The organism is Aeromonas bestiarum (genome assembly GCF_000819745.1).
Lineage (GTDB): Bacteria > Pseudomonadota > Gammaproteobacteria > Enterobacterales > Aeromonadaceae > Aeromonas > Aeromonas bestiarum.
Window position 1 is genome coordinate 31,609 of sequence record NZ_CDDA01000039.1, and the last position, 14,130, is coordinate 45,738.

The 14,130-nt window shown below is 61.7% G+C and carries 17 protein-coding genes; 7 read left to right on the forward strand and 10 right to left on the reverse strand.

The features are described from left to right. Positions 1-164: 164 nt before the first annotated feature. Positions 165-1,535 (forward strand): UDP-N-acetylmuramate:L-alanyl-gamma-D-glutamyl-meso-diaminopimelate ligase, encoded by a 1,371-nt coding sequence (gene mpl, locus BN1118_RS20050; protein WP_043138753.1) that lies wholly within the window; start codon positions 165-167, stop codon positions 1,533-1,535. A 46-nt stretch (positions 1,536-1,581) separates the two neighbouring features. Then, the gene (locus BN1118_RS20055; RefSeq protein WP_043557684.1) at positions 1,582-2,193 is read left to right on the forward strand and encodes a flavin prenyltransferase UbiX; all 612 of its coding nucleotides are present in this window, start codon (positions 1,582-1,584) and stop codon (positions 2,191-2,193) included. 120 nt (positions 2,194-2,313) lie between these two features. On the opposite strand, the gene BN1118_RS20060 is transcribed toward BN1118_RS20055, so the two are convergent. Next, a complete protein-coding gene (locus BN1118_RS20060) occupies positions 2,314-2,928 on the reverse strand; it encodes a TetR/AcrR family transcriptional regulator (RefSeq protein ID WP_043138760.1) in 615 nt (204 codons plus the stop codon). A 200-nt stretch (positions 2,929-3,128) separates the two neighbouring features. Between BN1118_RS20060 and hpt the strand changes: the two genes are divergently transcribed. From hpt to BN1118_RS20085, 5 genes are all read left to right on the forward strand, one after another. After that, a complete protein-coding gene (hpt, locus tag BN1118_RS20065) occupies positions 3,129-3,659 on the forward strand; it encodes a hypoxanthine phosphoribosyltransferase (protein ID WP_042869448.1) in 531 nt (176 codons plus the stop codon). 111 nt (positions 3,660-3,770) lie between these two features. Further along, positions 3,771-4,688 (forward strand): ABC transporter ATP-binding protein, encoded by a 918-nt coding sequence (locus BN1118_RS20070; RefSeq protein ID WP_042869446.1) that lies wholly within the window; start codon positions 3,771-3,773, stop codon positions 4,686-4,688. Further along, positions 4,685-5,458 (forward strand): ABC transporter permease, encoded by a 774-nt coding sequence (locus BN1118_RS20075; RefSeq protein ID WP_042869444.1) that lies wholly within the window; start codon positions 4,685-4,687, stop codon positions 5,456-5,458. Before BN1118_RS20070 ends, BN1118_RS20075 begins: the two co-directional genes overlap by 4 nt. Positions 5,459-5,610: 152 nt before the next feature. Next, positions 5,611-6,030 (forward strand): MauE/DoxX family redox-associated membrane protein, encoded by a 420-nt coding sequence (locus tag BN1118_RS20080; RefSeq protein WP_043557685.1) that lies wholly within the window; start codon positions 5,611-5,613, stop codon positions 6,028-6,030. Between the two features lie 4 nt (positions 6,031-6,034). Further along, the gene (locus BN1118_RS20085; RefSeq protein WP_043557686.1) at positions 6,035-6,562 is read left to right on the forward strand and encodes a rhodanese-like domain-containing protein; all 528 of its coding nucleotides are present in this window, start codon (positions 6,035-6,037) and stop codon (positions 6,560-6,562) included. 81 nt (positions 6,563-6,643) lie between these two features. Here BN1118_RS20085 and BN1118_RS20090 read toward each other — a convergent pair whose 3' ends face one another. The 9 genes from BN1118_RS20090 to thpR all read right to left on the reverse strand — a co-directional run bounded on the left by BN1118_RS20090 (position 6,644) and on the right by thpR (position 13,868). Next, on the reverse strand, positions 6,644-6,991 hold the full coding sequence (locus BN1118_RS20090) for a putative quinol monooxygenase (RefSeq protein ID WP_043557688.1): 348 nt from the start codon (positions 6,989-6,991) through the stop codon (positions 6,644-6,646). Between the two features lie 24 nt (positions 6,992-7,015). Then, a complete protein-coding gene (gene panC, locus BN1118_RS20095; RefSeq protein ID WP_043557690.1) occupies positions 7,016-7,873 on the reverse strand; it encodes a pantoate--beta-alanine ligase in 858 nt (285 codons plus the stop codon). 106 nt (positions 7,874-7,979) lie between these two features. Next, positions 7,980-8,774, reverse strand: a complete 795-nt coding sequence (panB, locus tag BN1118_RS20100) for a 3-methyl-2-oxobutanoate hydroxymethyltransferase (RefSeq protein WP_043138776.1) — start codon at positions 8,772-8,774, stop codon at positions 7,980-7,982. Positions 8,775-8,837: 63 nt separating this feature from the next. Further along, a complete protein-coding gene (gene folK, locus BN1118_RS20105) occupies positions 8,838-9,344 on the reverse strand; it encodes a 2-amino-4-hydroxy-6-hydroxymethyldihydropteridine diphosphokinase (RefSeq protein ID WP_043138779.1) in 507 nt (168 codons plus the stop codon). Beyond that, positions 9,344-10,798 (reverse strand): polynucleotide adenylyltransferase PcnB, encoded by a 1,455-nt coding sequence (pcnB, locus tag BN1118_RS20110; protein ID WP_052159080.1) that lies wholly within the window; start codon positions 10,796-10,798, stop codon positions 9,344-9,346. Before pcnB ends, folK begins: the two co-directional genes overlap by 1 nt. A 134-nt stretch (positions 10,799-10,932) precedes the next feature. Next, positions 10,933-11,868, reverse strand: coding sequence for a tRNA glutamyl-Q(34) synthetase GluQRS (gluQRS, locus tag BN1118_RS20115; protein ID WP_052449221.1), 936 nt, complete (start codon positions 11,866-11,868; stop codon positions 10,933-10,935). A 113-nt stretch (positions 11,869-11,981) separates the two neighbouring features. After that, on the reverse strand, positions 11,982-12,431 hold the full coding sequence (gene dksA, locus BN1118_RS20120) for an RNA polymerase-binding protein DksA (RefSeq protein ID WP_033137830.1): 450 nt from the start codon (positions 12,429-12,431) through the stop codon (positions 11,982-11,984). Positions 12,432-12,550: 119 nt separating this feature from the next. After that, complete coding sequence (sfsA, locus tag BN1118_RS20125; RefSeq protein ID WP_043141694.1) at positions 12,551-13,294, reverse strand: DNA/RNA nuclease SfsA; 744 nt, start codon at positions 13,292-13,294, stop codon at positions 12,551-12,553. Between the two features lie 46 nt (positions 13,295-13,340). Next, on the reverse strand, positions 13,341-13,868 hold the full coding sequence (gene thpR, locus BN1118_RS20130) for an RNA 2',3'-cyclic phosphodiesterase (protein WP_043557693.1): 528 nt from the start codon (positions 13,866-13,868) through the stop codon (positions 13,341-13,343). Positions 13,869-14,130 lie beyond the last annotated feature (262 nt).

Sequence of the window (14,130 nt, forward strand, 5' to 3'; positions counted from 1 at the left end):
TTTCAAGGGCACTGTGACCGCCTTGGCTGATGCCATGCTGCTCGGGTCGGTCAAATGGCGGCCCGCTTGTCTGGGTCGATTGACGTCTCGTCACGCCCGCGGCTTGCGACCCAACCTCAACAGACCCTAGAATGCGCACTCCCTTTACTGGAAAAGGCAGCGGTATGCACATTCACATCCTCGGGATCTGCGGCACCTTCATGGGTGGTCTGGCGGTGTTGGCAAAACAGCTTGGTTATCGAGTCACTGGCTCGGATGCCAACGTCTATCCCCCCATGAGTACCCAGCTCGAGCAACAGGGCATAGAGCTGACCGAGGGCTATGACCCGTCCCAGCTCGATCCGGCGCCGGATCTGGTGGTGGTCGGCAATGCCATGAGTCGTGGCAATCCCTGCGTGGAATATGTGCTGGACCGCAATCTGCCCTATATCTCAGGTCCCCAGTGGCTGCTGGAGCATGTGCTGCAGGATCGCTGGGTGCTGGCCGTGGCAGGCACCCATGGCAAGACCACCACTGCCAGCATGCTGGCCTGGGTGCTCGAATACGCCAAGCTGGAGCCGGGTTTCCTCATCGGTGGCGTGCCGGGCAACTTCCCGGTTTCCGCCCGTCTCGGTTCCGCCCCCTTCTTCGTCATCGAAGCGGACGAGTATGACTGCGCCTTCTTCGACAAGCGTTCCAAGTTCGTCCACTACCATCCGCGTACCCTGGTGATGAACAACCTGGAGTTCGACCACGCGGACATATTCCCTGATCTGGCCGCCATCCAGCGCCAGTTCCACCACCTGATGCGCACAGTGCCGAGCAACGGCCGGGTGCTGTTCCCGCAGGGCGATGACAACCTCACCGCGGTGCGCAAGATGGGCTGCTGGAGCGAGGTGGAGCTGGTGGGTCAGGACGACGCCAAGTGGAAGGCGGTCAAGCTGGCCGACGACGGCTCCGCCTTCGAGGTGTGGCTGGATGGGCAGAAGCAGGGCGAGGTGCACTGGGAGTGCATCGGCGAGCACAACGTCAACAACGGCCTGATGGCCATCGCCGCCGCCCGTCACGCCGGTGTCATGGTGGAGCACGGCATAGCCGCCCTCTGCCAGTTCAAGTCTCCCAAGCGGCGGATGGAGCTCAAGGGTGAAGTGGCAGGCATTAGCATCTATGACGACTTTGCCCACCACCCGACCGCCATCGAGACCACCCTCGGCGGGCTGCGTGCCAAGGTGGGCAAGGCCCGCATCCTGGCGGTGCTGGAGCCGCGCTCCAACACCATGAAGCTGGGGGTGCACAAGGAAGAGCTGGCCGGCTGCTTCGACGGTGCCGACGAGGTGTTCTTCTTCCAGCCGCCCAATATCGGCTGGGATCTCGGCGAGGTGACGGCTCACATGAGCCGACCGGCCAAGGTGTTCAACGATCTGGAGACCCTGATCAACCGGTTGGTGGCCGAGTGTCGCGATGGCGATCATATTCTGATCATGAGCAACGGCGGCTTCGGCGGCATTCATGACAAGTTGATCGCCCGCCTCAAGGATTATCACGGTCAACTATGACGCCCTTGATGAGTCCGCTTTGGTTTTCAGGTTCACAGAGGCCCGCATGAATAAACACGTCACCCTGGCGCTGACCGGCGCCTCCGGCGCCCCTTACGCCCTGCGCCTGCTTGAGTGTCTGGTGCAGGCGGACTATCGGGTCTATCTGCTCGCCTCCTCCGCCGCCCGTGTGGTGCTCAAGACAGAGCAGCAGCAGGAGTGGCCGGGCTCACCCAGGGAGCTCTCCGCCTATCTCTGTCGCCAGTACGGCGCCAAAGAGGGTCAGATTGTGGCCTGCGGCAAGGAGGAGTGGTTCTCGCCGGTGGCCTCGGGGTCGGCGGCGCCGAAACAGATGGTGGTCTGCCCCTGCTCCATGGGAACCGTGTCGGCCATCGCCAACGGCGCCTCCGACAACCTGCTGGAGCGGGCGGCAGATGTGGTGATCAAGGAGCGCGGCCAGCTGATCCTGGTGCCCCGCGAGAGCCCCTTCTCCGCCATCCATCTGGAGAACATGCTGAAACTGGCGCGACTCGGGGTGACCATAATGCCGGCCGCGCCCGGTTTCTATCATGAACCGAAAAGCATCGAGGATCTGGTGGACTTCATGGTGGCGCGGATCCTGGATCACCTCGGGGTCGAGCACGCGCTGACCAGCCGCTGGGGTTACGCCAATTCCTGACCTGTGGTGCATCACCTTGCTGGCTGTCTCTCGCGACAGAGGCTGAACCGGCCGCAAACGGACAAACAAAAGCGGCGCCGACCTGAACAGTCCGGCGCCGCTTGTCATTCACGAGGCGGGTTATGCGGCCTGGATGGGGGCCGTTACGTACTTGAACAGAAAATCGGTCACATCTTCCCGGGACGGGCGTTGTGGCTGATTGATCATCTGCATCATGACGTAACCAAAACCGGTCAGGGAGCGGGCCAGGTCCTGGGCGGACAGCACACTCCGGATCTCACCGGCATCCATGGCGCGTTGCAAATGGGGCGCGATGCGCTCCAATGCCTTGTCCAGCAGCTTGGCATAACGGGGCCAGACCTCTTCCCGCACCGACGAACTCCACTCCAGCCAGATGCTGGCGTGGTCAGGCTGATCGTAGGCGGCATCGACAAACAGCTTCACGTGACGGCGAATGCTGTCGTTGATCGGACCCTGGCCGGTATAGGCCTGTTCCAGCATCTGGTGAACGAAACGTTCGATCTCGGCCAACACTTCATCCACCAGCTCTTCGCGGGTGTTGAAATAGTTGAACACGGTAGCTACCGAGACTTTGGCCTGTTCTGCTATCTCGGCGTGACCCGCACGGCCTATGCCGCGACGGGAGAACACCTCGATGGCACATTCCATCAATTGATTGCGACGAGCTTCCGGAGAAAGCCGGGTTCGACGTCTTATTTCTGCGCGTGGTTCCATAGTTTTTTCATCTAATAGTTATTGATTATGGTGTTTATAGTATTGTCACCGATAATGCCCGAGGGCCTGCTAACTCTATCAATTAAAATAAGCCGATAAAAGCATCACGTATGCCTGACGCCTCTCGGCTTGGATGGTAGAATCCTCGGTTTTGACGTTAATGAACGGCCAAATCCCCTTTGGCCATGAGGGAGTAAGTGATGAAACACACCGTCGAGGTGATGATCTCCGAGGCTGAAGTAGCCGCCCGGATCGCCAAATTGGGTGAAGAGATCACCGCCCGTTATCAGGGTTCTGACGAAGTGGTCATGATTGGCCTGCTGCGTGGCTCTTGCGTCTTCCTGGCCGATCTGTGCCGCCAGACCCCGCTGCCCGTCACCCTGGATTTTATGACCGCCTCCAGCTATGGCTCCGGCATGCGCAGTACCCGTGACGTTCGCATCCTCAAAGATCTGGATGACGACATCAAGGGCAAGGACGTACTGATCGTCGAAGACATCATCGACACCGGCTACACCCTCAACAAGGTGCGTGAAATCCTGTCACTGCGCGAGCCTAAATCCCTCGCCATCTGCACCCTGCTGGACAAACCGTCCCGCCGCGAGGTGCAGGTGCCGGTGGACTGGATCGGTTTCTCCATTCCGGACGAATTCGTGGTGGGTTGTGGTATCGACTACGCCCAGAAGTACCGCAACCTGCCGTTTATCGGCAAAGTGGTACCCCAGGAGTAAGCCAGGTTCAGGAATATCACGGGTGAAGTGGCCTTGCGCCCTTTACTCTGTGCAGGCGGCCTTGGCCGCCTTTTCTGTATCGAGCCGGATTCAACCATCACAGAGGTTGCAATGAACGCACTGGAAATCAGCGGCCTGAAAAAGACCTATCAGGGGGGCGTCGAAGCCCTTAAAGGCATCGATCTGACCGTCAAGCAGGGGGATTTCTTCGCCTTGCTCGGCCCCAACGGGGCAGGCAAGTCCACCACCATAGGCATCATCAGCTCGCTGGTGAACAAGAGCGCCGGCAAGGTAAAGGTGTTCGGCTACGACATAGACAACCAGCTGGAGCAGGCCAAGGCCCAGCTCGGCCTGGTGCCGCAGGAGTTCAACTTCAGCCAGTTCGAGAAGGTGAGCCAGATCGTCATCCATCAGGCCGGTTTCTATGGCGTACCCAGGGCCGAAGCCAAGATCCGCGCCGAGAAGTACCTGCGCCAGCTCGATCTGTGGGACAAGCGCGACATGCCGGCCCGCACCCTCTCCGGCGGCATGAAGCGCCGGCTGATGATCGCCCGCGCCCTGATGCACGAGCCCAGACTGCTGATCCTGGACGAACCGACCGCCGGGGTGGATATCGAGATCCGCCGCTCCATGTGGACCTTCCTCAAGGAGCTCAACGAGCAGGGCGTCACCATCATCCTCACCACCCACTATCTGGAAGAGGCCGAGATGCTGTGCCGCAACATAGGCATCATCGACAAGGGTCGGCTGATTGAAAACACCAGCATGAAGAAGCTGCTCGGCAAGCTGAGCCGCGAGACCTTCATGCTGGATCTGGCACCGGGCTCCGCCGTGCCGAACGTGCCCGAGTTCAACGGCCGCATGCAGGACGAGCGCACCCTGGAGGTGGATCTGGACAAGAGCCAGTCCCTCAACAGCCTGTTCGAGCAGCTGTCGGGCCAGCAGGTGCAGGTACTGAGCATGCGCAACAAGGCCAATCGGCTGGAAGAGCTGTTCGTCAGCCTGGTCGAGGAGGGGAGAAAAGCATGAATCTGACCACTTATTACATCGCCTTCAAGAGCATTCTGGCCAAGGAAGTGAGCCGCTTCACCCGGATCTGGATCCAGACCCTGGTGCCGCCCGCCATCACCATGAGCCTCTACTTTGTCATCTTCGGCAACCTGATAGGTTCGCGCATCGGTGACATGGGGGGCTTCAGCTACATGGAGTTCATCGTGCCTGGCCTCATCATGATGTCGGTGATCACCAACTCCTACTCCAACGTCGCTTCCTCCTTCTTCAGCGCCAAGTTCCAGCGCAACGTGGAGGAGCTGCTGGTGGCGCCTGTGCCCAACTACGTCATCATCGCTGGTTACGTGGGCGGCGGTGTGGCCCGAGGCCTCTGTGTCGGCCTCATCGTCACCCTGGTGTCGCTGTTCTTCGTGCCGCTGCAGATCCACCACCTGTTCAGCGTCTGCTTCACCGTGCTGCTGACCGCCATCCTCTTCTCGCTGGGGGGGCTGATCAACGCCGTGTTTGCCAAGACCTTCGACGACATCAGCATCATTCCCACCTTCGTGCTGACGCCACTCACCTACCTGGGCGGGGTCTTCTACTCCATCAGCCTGCTGCCCCCCTTCTGGCAGGGGGTCTCCCAGGTGAACCCCATCATCTACATGGTGAACGCGTTCCGCTACGGCTTCCTCGGCATCTCGGACGTGCCGCTCGGCACCGCCTACCTCATCATCATCGGCTTCATCGTGGCCCTCTACGGTCTGGCCTGGTGGCTCATCTCCCGCGGCACCGGGCTGCGGCACTGAGTCCTACTCAAAACGGGGCGTCCATGCGGGCGCCCCGTTTATTTCTGCGTTGCCTTACAAAAAATGAAAACAGTGGCGTGAGCCGCCGTCGAACTCATTGCGGCTCGGTCGGGAAGGGTTAGAATCTAGCTCTCTCTATAAAGAGGTAGCCCATGCCCGCGTATTTGCGCATGCTGGCCAATCTGGCCCTGGGGGGATTCTTCGTGGCCTCGGCGGCTTTCAAGCTGGCATCCCCGGCGTTGTTTATCGAGCAGATCGGTGCCTTCGGCCTGATCTGGTCGTCGCTGATCCCGGCAGTTGCCTGGGGGCTGATCGCGCTTGAGCTCTGCGCCGGGCTGGCGGTGATCGCCAACTTGCGCTGGGGGCTCTGGCTGGTGATGGCGCTGCTGGCCCTGTTCATTCCCGTGTTGGGCTATGGCGTCGCCATCGGGCTCGACATCGCTTGTGGCTGCCTGGGCCGTGCCGATCTCGGCTCGCTGCCACAGGCCATTGTGCGGGATCTGCTGCTACTGACGCTCGCGGGCGCCCTGCTGCGACGCTCCCGCCCCGTTTCAATCGTTAGTAAGGAGTAGTGACATGATGAGATTGCGATCCCGCACCCTGGTTGCCTCGCTGATCGCCGCCAGCTTTGCCCTGAGTGGCTGCGGTGACAATCAGTTCGAGCAGGAGACCAAGCTGGAGCAGGCGGCGGTGCAGCTTGCCCAGGAGGCCCAGCAGGGGGGTTATCAGCTGTTGACCGTGGCCGAGTTGAAGACCCGGATGGACAAGGGGGAGGAGCTGGTGATCATCGACACCATGCCCTATGAGGACGCCTTCAAGAAGGAACACATCCCGGGGGCCAAGAACTTCGTCTTCGTGAAAGAGGCCAAGTCAGGCGACAACTGGAGCCAGATCGTGGAGGGGAGCGGCACGCCTGAGCAGTTCCAGGCGTTGCTGGGGGACGACAAGACCCGCCCCGTGGTGATTTACTGCGGTTTCGTCAAGTGCGGCCGCAGCCACAACGCCGCCGCCTGGGCCGTGACCCAGGGCTATCAGCAGGTCTATCGGGTGCCGGGTGGCATCTTCGCCTGGAAAGGCGCCGGTTACCCCGTCACTGCCGAGTAAATATGTCCTGCCTACAGGGACGGTATAGCTGAAAAGAAGAAGCCCGCAATTGCGGGCTTCTCTCGTATGGTCAAGTTCAGGTCAGAGTTGGGGGGCGTCGTACTGCTCGGGTTCGTCGCTATAGACACAGACGTTCCACTTGGCGGCCAGACCCTCATCGGCCAGGCAGTAACGTTCGAAGAAGGCTTTGATTTCCGCGCGCTGGCAGTGGGCTTCGAAGCTGGCCATATCTTGCCAGATCTCGTTGAAGGCGATGGGGAAGCTCTCCCCCTCGGCAAACGGACTGGCGATGTGGCGGGTCACCCGATATTGCAGACAGCCATCTTCGCGCAGGGTATTGGGCTCGAGGGCCTGCAGCACCTGAAACAGGGCCTGCTCCTGACCGGGCTTGGGCAGGAACTGGGCGATGCAATAAACCTTCTTGGACATGAGACTCTCCTGGTTGTGGCTGATTCAGGCTTGCTGAAGCGTGACCACACGGTTGTCGATGAGGCGGGCCTTGCCGAGATAGGCCGCCATCAGGATCACCAGTTGCTGGCTCTGCTCGGTGGCGGATTCGAGGGTCGCGGCATCGACGATGTCGATGGCATCGGTGCGGAAACCGGCGTTGTCGAGGCGCTGGCTGGCCTGCGCCACCAGGGAGGGCAGGTGGTGATCCCCCGCTTCAATCTCTCCGGCGATCCAGTTCATGGTGCGTGCCAGCTCGGGGGCCAGCGCCCGCTCGGCGGCGGTCAGATAGCCGTTGCGCGATGACAGCGCCAGCCCGTCCTCGGCCCGCACCGTGGGCACGCCGACGATCTCGATGGGCATGGCCATGTCGGCCACCATCTTGCGAATGAGCGCCAGCTGCTGGTAATCCTTCTGGCCGAAGCAGGCCACGTCAGGCTGCACCAGGTTGAACAGCTTGGTAACGACTGTGCTGACACCGCGGAAGTGGCCCGGACGCAGCGCCCCTTCCAGCAGACCGGAGAGACCCGGCACCTCGACGAAGGTCTGGCTGGCCAGCCCCTGCGGATACATGATCTCCGGGGTCGGGGTGAACACCAGATCCACGCCGGCGCTCTCCAGCGCGGCGCAATCCTGCGCCAGGGTGCGCGGATAGTTGACGAGATCCGCTGCCTTGTCGAACTGCATGGGGTTGACGAAGATGCTGACCACCACCTTCTCGGCGTGGCTGTGCGCCTCTTTCACCAGCGTCAGGTGTCCCTGATGCAGGTTGCCCATGGTGGGCACGAATGCGATGGCACGCCCTTCACGGCGCCATTGGCCGATCTGTTCACGCAGAGCGGCAGGATTGTTAACGACCAACATCGGCAGTTCACCTTCGGAAATATCAAACAGAGGAAACGGGTTGCATCGGCGGGAAAGGGAGGGCGAAACGGGGGCCTGTGCCCCCGCTCTCATCCATACCGCCGGATCAGTTGAAACAGTGTTCGGGGCCGGGGAAGGTGCCCTCGCTCACCTGCTGCACATAGAGCCGGATGGCGGCATGCATGTCGCCGGTTTCGGCCAGGAAGTTCTTGGTGAACTTGGGCACGTAACCCGAGGTGATGCCGAAGGCATCGTGCATCACCAGGATCTGGCCATCGGTGGCGGGACCGGCACCTATGCCGATCACCGGGATGCGCAGCGCCTTGGTGATGCGCTCGGCCAGGGCGACCGGCACGCACTCGAGCACCAGCATCTGGATGCCGGCTTCCTGCAGGCAGAGCGCCTGGCGGTAGATCTCCTGGGCCTGGAACTCGTCGCGCCCCTGCACCTTGAAGCCGCCAAACACATGGACGGATTGCGGGGTGAGGCCGAGGTGGCCACAGACAGGCACGCCATTGCGAGTCAGGTGGCGAATGCTGTCACACAGCCAGTCGCCCCCTTCCATCTTCACCATGCGGGCACCGGCGGCCATCAGCCGGGCGGCGTTCTGGTAGGTCTGATCCGGGGTGGCATAGCTCATGAACGGCATGTCGGTCACCACCAGCGCATTGGTGGTGCCGCGCACCACACAACGGGTGTGATAGACCATCTCATCCATGCTGACCGCCAGCGTGTCCTGGCCCCCTTGCAACACCATGCCCAGCGAATCGCCGATGAGCAGCACGTGGGCGCCCTCGTCGTCGAACAGCTTGGCGAAGCTGGCATCATAGGCGGTGATGGCGGTGATGCGTTGCCCTTCCTGCTTCATCTTCAGCAGGCTGGCGGTGGTGATCTTGCTCATAACGTTGCTCCTACTCGCCGCGTGTGTCCGTGAGGATCACAAGGGCGTCGATGGCTCTGCTCATCAGGGTTCCCCAAGTGCTGCCACGGGGGCAATGATGGCAAGATCATTGTGCGGGCAGCGGGCAACCAGTTGTGCGAGCGGGGTGCCGCAGGGCAGCACCAGAGCGGGCGCAATCTCGGCAAGGGGCAGCAGCACGAACTCCCGCTCCTTCATGCCGTAATGGGGAACGACGAGGCGCTCATGCCTGATGATCCGATCGCCATAGAGCAGCAGATCGAGATCCAGGGTTCTGGGGCCCCAACGTTCATCCTTGCGCACACGTCCCTGTTCCAGCTCGATTTTTTGCAGTTGATCCAGCAAGGCCAGGGGGCCGAGCCGGGTGTTCAGCCGCACCACGGCGTTGACGTAGTCCGGCTGATCCGCAGGGCCCATGGGGCGACTGCTGTAAAACGAGGAGGCCTGTTGCAACTCGGACTCCGGCAGCGCCGCCAGTGCGACCACGGCGCGGCGGGCCTGGCCGAGCGGGTCAGCCAGATTGGAGCCGATGGCAACGAAGACCTCGGTCATTACTCGGCCGCTTTCGGCTTGCGACGACGGGGGCGACGACGGTTGCGGCTGTTGCTGTTACCGCTGCGCTTTTCGTCGGTCGCAGGTGCGCGTTCACCGCCCCGGGTCGCTTCCCGTTGCAGTTGCGGGCGCACGTCCGGATTGGACTCCACATAGCGTTCCCACCAGCTGGCGAGCTCGCCGAGGCCGCGCTCGACCCGGTTGCGCAGCAACAGGAAGTCGTAGGCGGCGCGGAATTTCGGGTGCTCCATGGCCCGCTCGGGGTGACGACCCTGACGGCGGGTCAGTCGCTGTTGCAGCGCCCAGATGTCGCGCACATCCGTGGTGAACCGGCGCGGTACGGCGATGATCCGCACCTGGTTGTCCAGCACCTCGTTGATGGCCAGCATGAAGGCGTCGTGCCAGGGCAGGCCGCTCTCGTTTTCCAGCACGCGGGCGCGGGCTTCGACACAGCCCCACAGCAGGGTGGCGTAGAGGAAGGCCGGGGTGACTCGCTTGTCGGCCCGCACCCGGGTGTCGGTATCGAGCAGCGCCAGTTCGATGAACTGCTCGAACGGCGAGGTGCCGTGGGGCGTGAACAGGGCGGCCACCTGCGGGAACAGCGGCTGGAACAGCCCGTATTCGCGCATCAGCTTGTAGGTCGCCAGGCCATCGCCAGCCAGGAACAGCTTGAGGGTCTCCTCAAACAGGCGGGCGGCGGGGATGTCCTGCAGCAGGGATGCCAGCTCCTTGATGGGGGCGGCGCTGCGCGGGCTTATGGTCATGTCCAGCTTGGCGGCGAAACGCACGGCGCGCAGCATGCGCACCGGATCCTCGCGATAGCGGGTCTCGGGGTCGCCGATCAGCTCCAGCTTGCGCTGGGCGAGGTCCTCGATACCGCCCTCGAAATCGTGCAGGGTGAAATCCCTGGCACTGTAATAGAGGGCGTTGACGGTGAAGTCGCGACGCTCGGCATCCTCTTCTATGGTGCCGTAGACGTTGTCGCGCAGCAGCATGCCTTCATCAGACTGGGCCGACACATGCTTGCTGGTATTGACCTGATGGTGGTGACCCCGGAAGGTGGCCACTTCGATCACGTCACGACCAAAGACGATGTGGGCCAGGCGGAAGCGGCGGCCGATCAGGCGGCAGTTGCTGAACAGCGCCTTGATCTGCTCCGGCGTCGCGTTGGTAGCGATGTCGAAATCCTTTGGCGTCTTCCCGAGCAGCAGATCCCGGACACCCCCGCCGACCAGGTAGGCATCATAGCCACCCTTGTTCAGGCGATAGAGCACCTTGAGCGCATTCTCGCTGATCTCTTTGCGCGAGATGGGGTGCTGGTCACGGCTTAAGGTACGGCGTTGCCCGGTTACGTGGGCCGGGATGGGAGACTCCACCGACTGCTCGCCGTCTTCCTTGCCGAGCACCTTGCGGCAAAAGTTTGCGATCTGGGAAAAAATGGTACACCTCTTCATGACTTCAAATTGACGGGAGGCCAAAAAATAGCGGCCTATCATAGCTCAGGCCTGACCAAATGAAAAACGATGTGGTTCATTCAAAAAGTTCAGGCTTGGCTAACCAAAAAACTGTGTTGTCCATGTCAGCGCGCTCAGGCCTGACCCAATGCAAAGCCCGGTGTTCCCTGTTCCAGGCTGATCTTCTCTCTGGCTGGAACCCGGTCGAGCCGCCAGTGGGCAATGCCCCAGCCGATGATCTCGTCAATGCGGCTCGCCATCAGCTCGGGAGGGGGGCACTGGCCGAGAAAGTGCAGCGCCTGCCACAGGGCCGGCCTGACCTCGTCCAGCGCCAGTGCCGGCGCATGGTTCTGCTTCGACAGCTTGTGGCCATCCGCCAGCACAGCCAGTGGCAGGTGCACCCAGGCAGGTACGCTGGCCCCCAGCGTCTGGTAGAGGGCAACCTGGCGCACCGTGGGCTCCAGCAGATCGGCGCCGCGCACTATCTCTGTGATGCCGCTGTCCATGTCGTCCACCACCACCGCCAGGTTATAGGCGTAGAGGCCATCCCGGCGGCGTATGATGAAGTCCTCTTCGGCCAGCGCCGCAGGAACCGCAATGCGGCCCTGCAACCCATCCTCGAAATGGTAGACCGGATGATGCTGGCGCAGCCGGGCGGCGCATCCCTCGGCCCCGAGACCAAGCTCACGACAGTGGCCGCGGTACAAGCCGCCGCCCGCCATGATCTCGCGCCGGGTACAGCGGCACCAGTAGAGATCGCCAGCCTGATAGAGCTGCCCGATGATCTCGTCATAACGACCATGACGCCGGCTCTGGTACATCACTTCCCCATCCCACTCCAGGCCATGGGCCGCCAATGTCTGCAGTATGAGCGGGGCGGCACCGGCCATCTCCCGCGGCGGATCTATGTCTTCGATCCGCACCAGCCAGCGTCCCTGTTGCGCCCTGGCCTGCAAGAAACTGCCGAGCGCCGCAATCAGGGAGCCAAAATGGAGCGGGCCTGACGGGGAGGGGGCAAAGCGACCTGTATAGGGGCGAGTCTGGGGTGACGGGACTGTATTCACGGGCATGGCAATCAGGGCAAGCGATTCATTGAGGCTGCATTCTGGGACGCCCAGACCAAAAGCTCAATAAAAAAGGGAGCTCGCAAGCTCCCTTTTTTCAGTTATGCCAGTGGTCGGTATTAACCGGCCATCTGTTTTTCCTTGATTTCAGCGAGTGTCTTGCAGTCGACACAGAGGTCGGCTGTCGGACGGGCTTCCAGACGACGGATACCGATCTCGATACCGCAATGCTCGCAGTAACCGAAGTCATCGTCTTCAAGCAGCACCAAGGTCTTCTCGATCTTCTTGATCAGCTTGCGTTCACGGTCGCGGGTACGCAATTCGAGAGCGAACTCTTCTTCTTGCGCGGCGCGATCCACGGGATCCGGAAAGTTGGCTGCCTCATCCTTCATGTGGTCAACGGTGCGGTCAACTTCCTGCATCAGTTGGTTGCGCCAGGCTCCCAGGATCTTGCGAAAATGTGCCTTTTGTTGGTCATTCATGTACTCCTCACCCGGTTTTTCCTGGTAAGGCGCCACACCCGCAATGGCCAGGGGGCCCAGAGATTTCCTGTTTTCGCCTGTTGGCATGCCCTGTCTCCTAATTCAGCACGCTACCCGTGCCATCCATAAATTGAGGGCGACATCTATAGCAGAAGGGTAACGCGTAGGCAAACAAGCCGTACCAATTATGTTACCCATCCCAACATTTATTCGCTGCCCTCGGGTAGCAGGTGACAAGATTCAAACGGGATAAAATCTTGGGCCACCATGCTCTGCACCCCAACATGGGGTCGATAGCATAAAATTTCAACCCCTGCCGCAATTGCTTGCTCAATAAGCAGACTATAGTGCGGATCTATGTGTGCTGCAGGGCGCATTCTCACTATTCCGGAGTGCAAAACCATAAATAGCAGCACGGCTCTGTGCCCTGCCGCCTTCATGGCCATCAATTCACGCAAATGCTTGGCGCCACGGGTGGTGACCGCATCGGGGAAGTAGCCCATGCCGGCTTGCTCCCGCTCATCGAGCAGGGTCACGGATTTCACCTCTATGTAGCATGAGGGCCTGTGGTCATCCTCCAGCAGCAGGTCGATGCGACTGTTCTCTTCGCCGTATTTCACTTCTGTGCGCAGCCTGGCGTAGCCGGCGAGCGGGGCCAGCGCCCCCTGTTCGATCAGCTCGCGGGCTATCTGGTTGGCGCGCGCCGTGTTGACGCAGATGAAGTGCCCCGCCGGGCTCTCGGCGATTTCCCAGCTGTGGGGCAGCTTGCGCTTGGGGTTGTCGGAGGTGGAGTACCAGACCCGGGTGCCCGGCTCGGCGCAGCCGGTCATGGCGCCGGTATTGGCGCAGTGGATGGTGATCTGCTCGCCGTTGTCGAGCAGCACATCGGTCAGGAAGCGCTTGTAGCGGGAGATGAGCTGCCCGGATTGCAGGGGGGGATCGAAAATCATGGTGCTGTTCTCTCTTTTATAGGCAGGAAGCGAGGCCGAGCGACTGTCACGACGCCATCTTCTCTCTGGCGCGCAGGGGCCAGCAGGCGAGCGGCTCATAGCGAACCCCGTCCGGGGTGGCAATGGATTGATAGAGGCAGAAGTGATCCGCGTGCAGCAAAAAATCCGGCGCCGGCAAGGTGTCGGGCGCCTCGCTCGCCTTGCGCGACAGGGTGACGTGGGGGCGATAGCCCTGCTCGCCGTTGCCAAGCCCCAGCTTCTCGCCGTGGCGGCGCAGCGCCCTGGCCAGCACGTTCAGCTCGTTCGGCCAGTCACCCGGTCCCACCCAGGCCGCCTTGGCACGGCTGAACCAGCCGGTCTCATCCAGCCTGATGGTCAGTGGCGGACAGTGCTGCCGCTCGGCGGCGGCCATCAGGCGGGCAGTGGTGACCTGATCGGCTTCACCGAGAAAGGCCAGCGTCAGGTGGAGGTTGGCTTCGGGGACCGGCTGGCCCGGCCAGGGGCGCTGGTCACGCCAGTCGATCAGCTCGGGGGCGAGCCGGTGCAGGGGCAGGGCAAAGAAGAGTTTGGCCATTTCTGGGGAGTGTGCCTTTTTACGCTCATGACATGGCCCCCATTCTATGGCAGCCGTGGTGGTCATGTCTCGCCGCAGCGTATCTCGGTGCCATGGCCGTGAATGCTAGGGCAGCCGTGGCGGTCATGTCTCGCCGCAGCGTATCTCGGCGCCATGGCCGTGGATGCCAGGGCAGCCGTGGCGGTTATGTCTCGCTGGCGACATCTGCTCACGGTGGTGGCGGATGCTATGGCAGAATGGGCGCCGTTTTTAAGGTCATCAC

Bases quoted from the DNA above. Each gene is read 5' to 3' on its own strand.
- BN1118_RS20075 (WP_042869444.1), top strand. From the start codon at position 4,685: ATGAATCTGACCACTTATTACATCGCCTTCAAGAGCATTCTGGCCAAG.
- gluQRS (WP_052449221.1), bottom strand. From the start codon at position 11,868: ATGCCCGTGAATACAGTCCCGTCACCCCAGACTCGCCCCTATACAGGT.
- BN1118_RS20085 (WP_043557686.1), top strand. From the start codon at position 6,035: ATGATGAGATTGCGATCCCGCACCCTGGTTGCCTCGCTGATCGCCGCC.
- dksA (WP_033137830.1), bottom strand. From the start codon at position 12,431: ATGCCAACAGGCGAAAACAGGAAATCTCTGGGCCCCCTGGCCATTGCG.
- BN1118_RS20055 (WP_043557684.1), top strand. From the start codon at position 1,582: ATGAATAAACACGTCACCCTGGCGCTGACCGGCGCCTCCGGCGCCCCT.
- pcnB (WP_052159080.1), bottom strand. From the start codon at position 10,798: ATGAAGAGGTGTACCATTTTTTCCCAGATCGCAAACTTTTGCCGCAAG.
- BN1118_RS20070 (WP_042869446.1), top strand. From the start codon at position 3,771: ATGAACGCACTGGAAATCAGCGGCCTGAAAAAGACCTATCAGGGGGGC.
- BN1118_RS20060 (WP_043138760.1), bottom strand. From the start codon at position 2,928: ATGGAACCACGCGCAGAAATAAGACGTCGAACCCGGCTTTCTCCGGAA.
- BN1118_RS20090 (WP_043557688.1), bottom strand. From the start codon at position 6,991: ATGTCCAAGAAGGTTTATTGCATCGCCCAGTTCCTGCCCAAGCCCGGT.
- mpl (WP_043138753.1), top strand. From the start codon at position 165: ATGCACATTCACATCCTCGGGATCTGCGGCACCTTCATGGGTGGTCTG.
- panC (WP_043557690.1), bottom strand. From the start codon at position 7,873: ATGTTGGTCGTTAACAATCCTGCCGCTCTGCGTGAACAGATCGGCCAA.
- panB (WP_043138776.1), bottom strand. From the start codon at position 8,774: ATGAGCAAGATCACCACCGCCAGCCTGCTGAAGATGAAGCAGGAAGGG.
- thpR (WP_043557693.1), bottom strand. From the start codon at position 13,868: ATGGCCAAACTCTTCTTTGCCCTGCCCCTGCACCGGCTCGCCCCCGAG.
- hpt (WP_042869448.1), top strand. From the start codon at position 3,129: ATGAAACACACCGTCGAGGTGATGATCTCCGAGGCTGAAGTAGCCGCC.
- sfsA (WP_043141694.1), bottom strand. From the start codon at position 13,294: ATGATTTTCGATCCCCCCCTGCAATCCGGGCAGCTCATCTCCCGCTAC.
- folK (WP_043138779.1), bottom strand. From the start codon at position 9,344: ATGACCGAGGTCTTCGTTGCCATCGGCTCCAATCTGGCTGACCCGCTC.
- BN1118_RS20080 (WP_043557685.1), top strand. From the start codon at position 5,611: ATGCCCGCGTATTTGCGCATGCTGGCCAATCTGGCCCTGGGGGGATTC.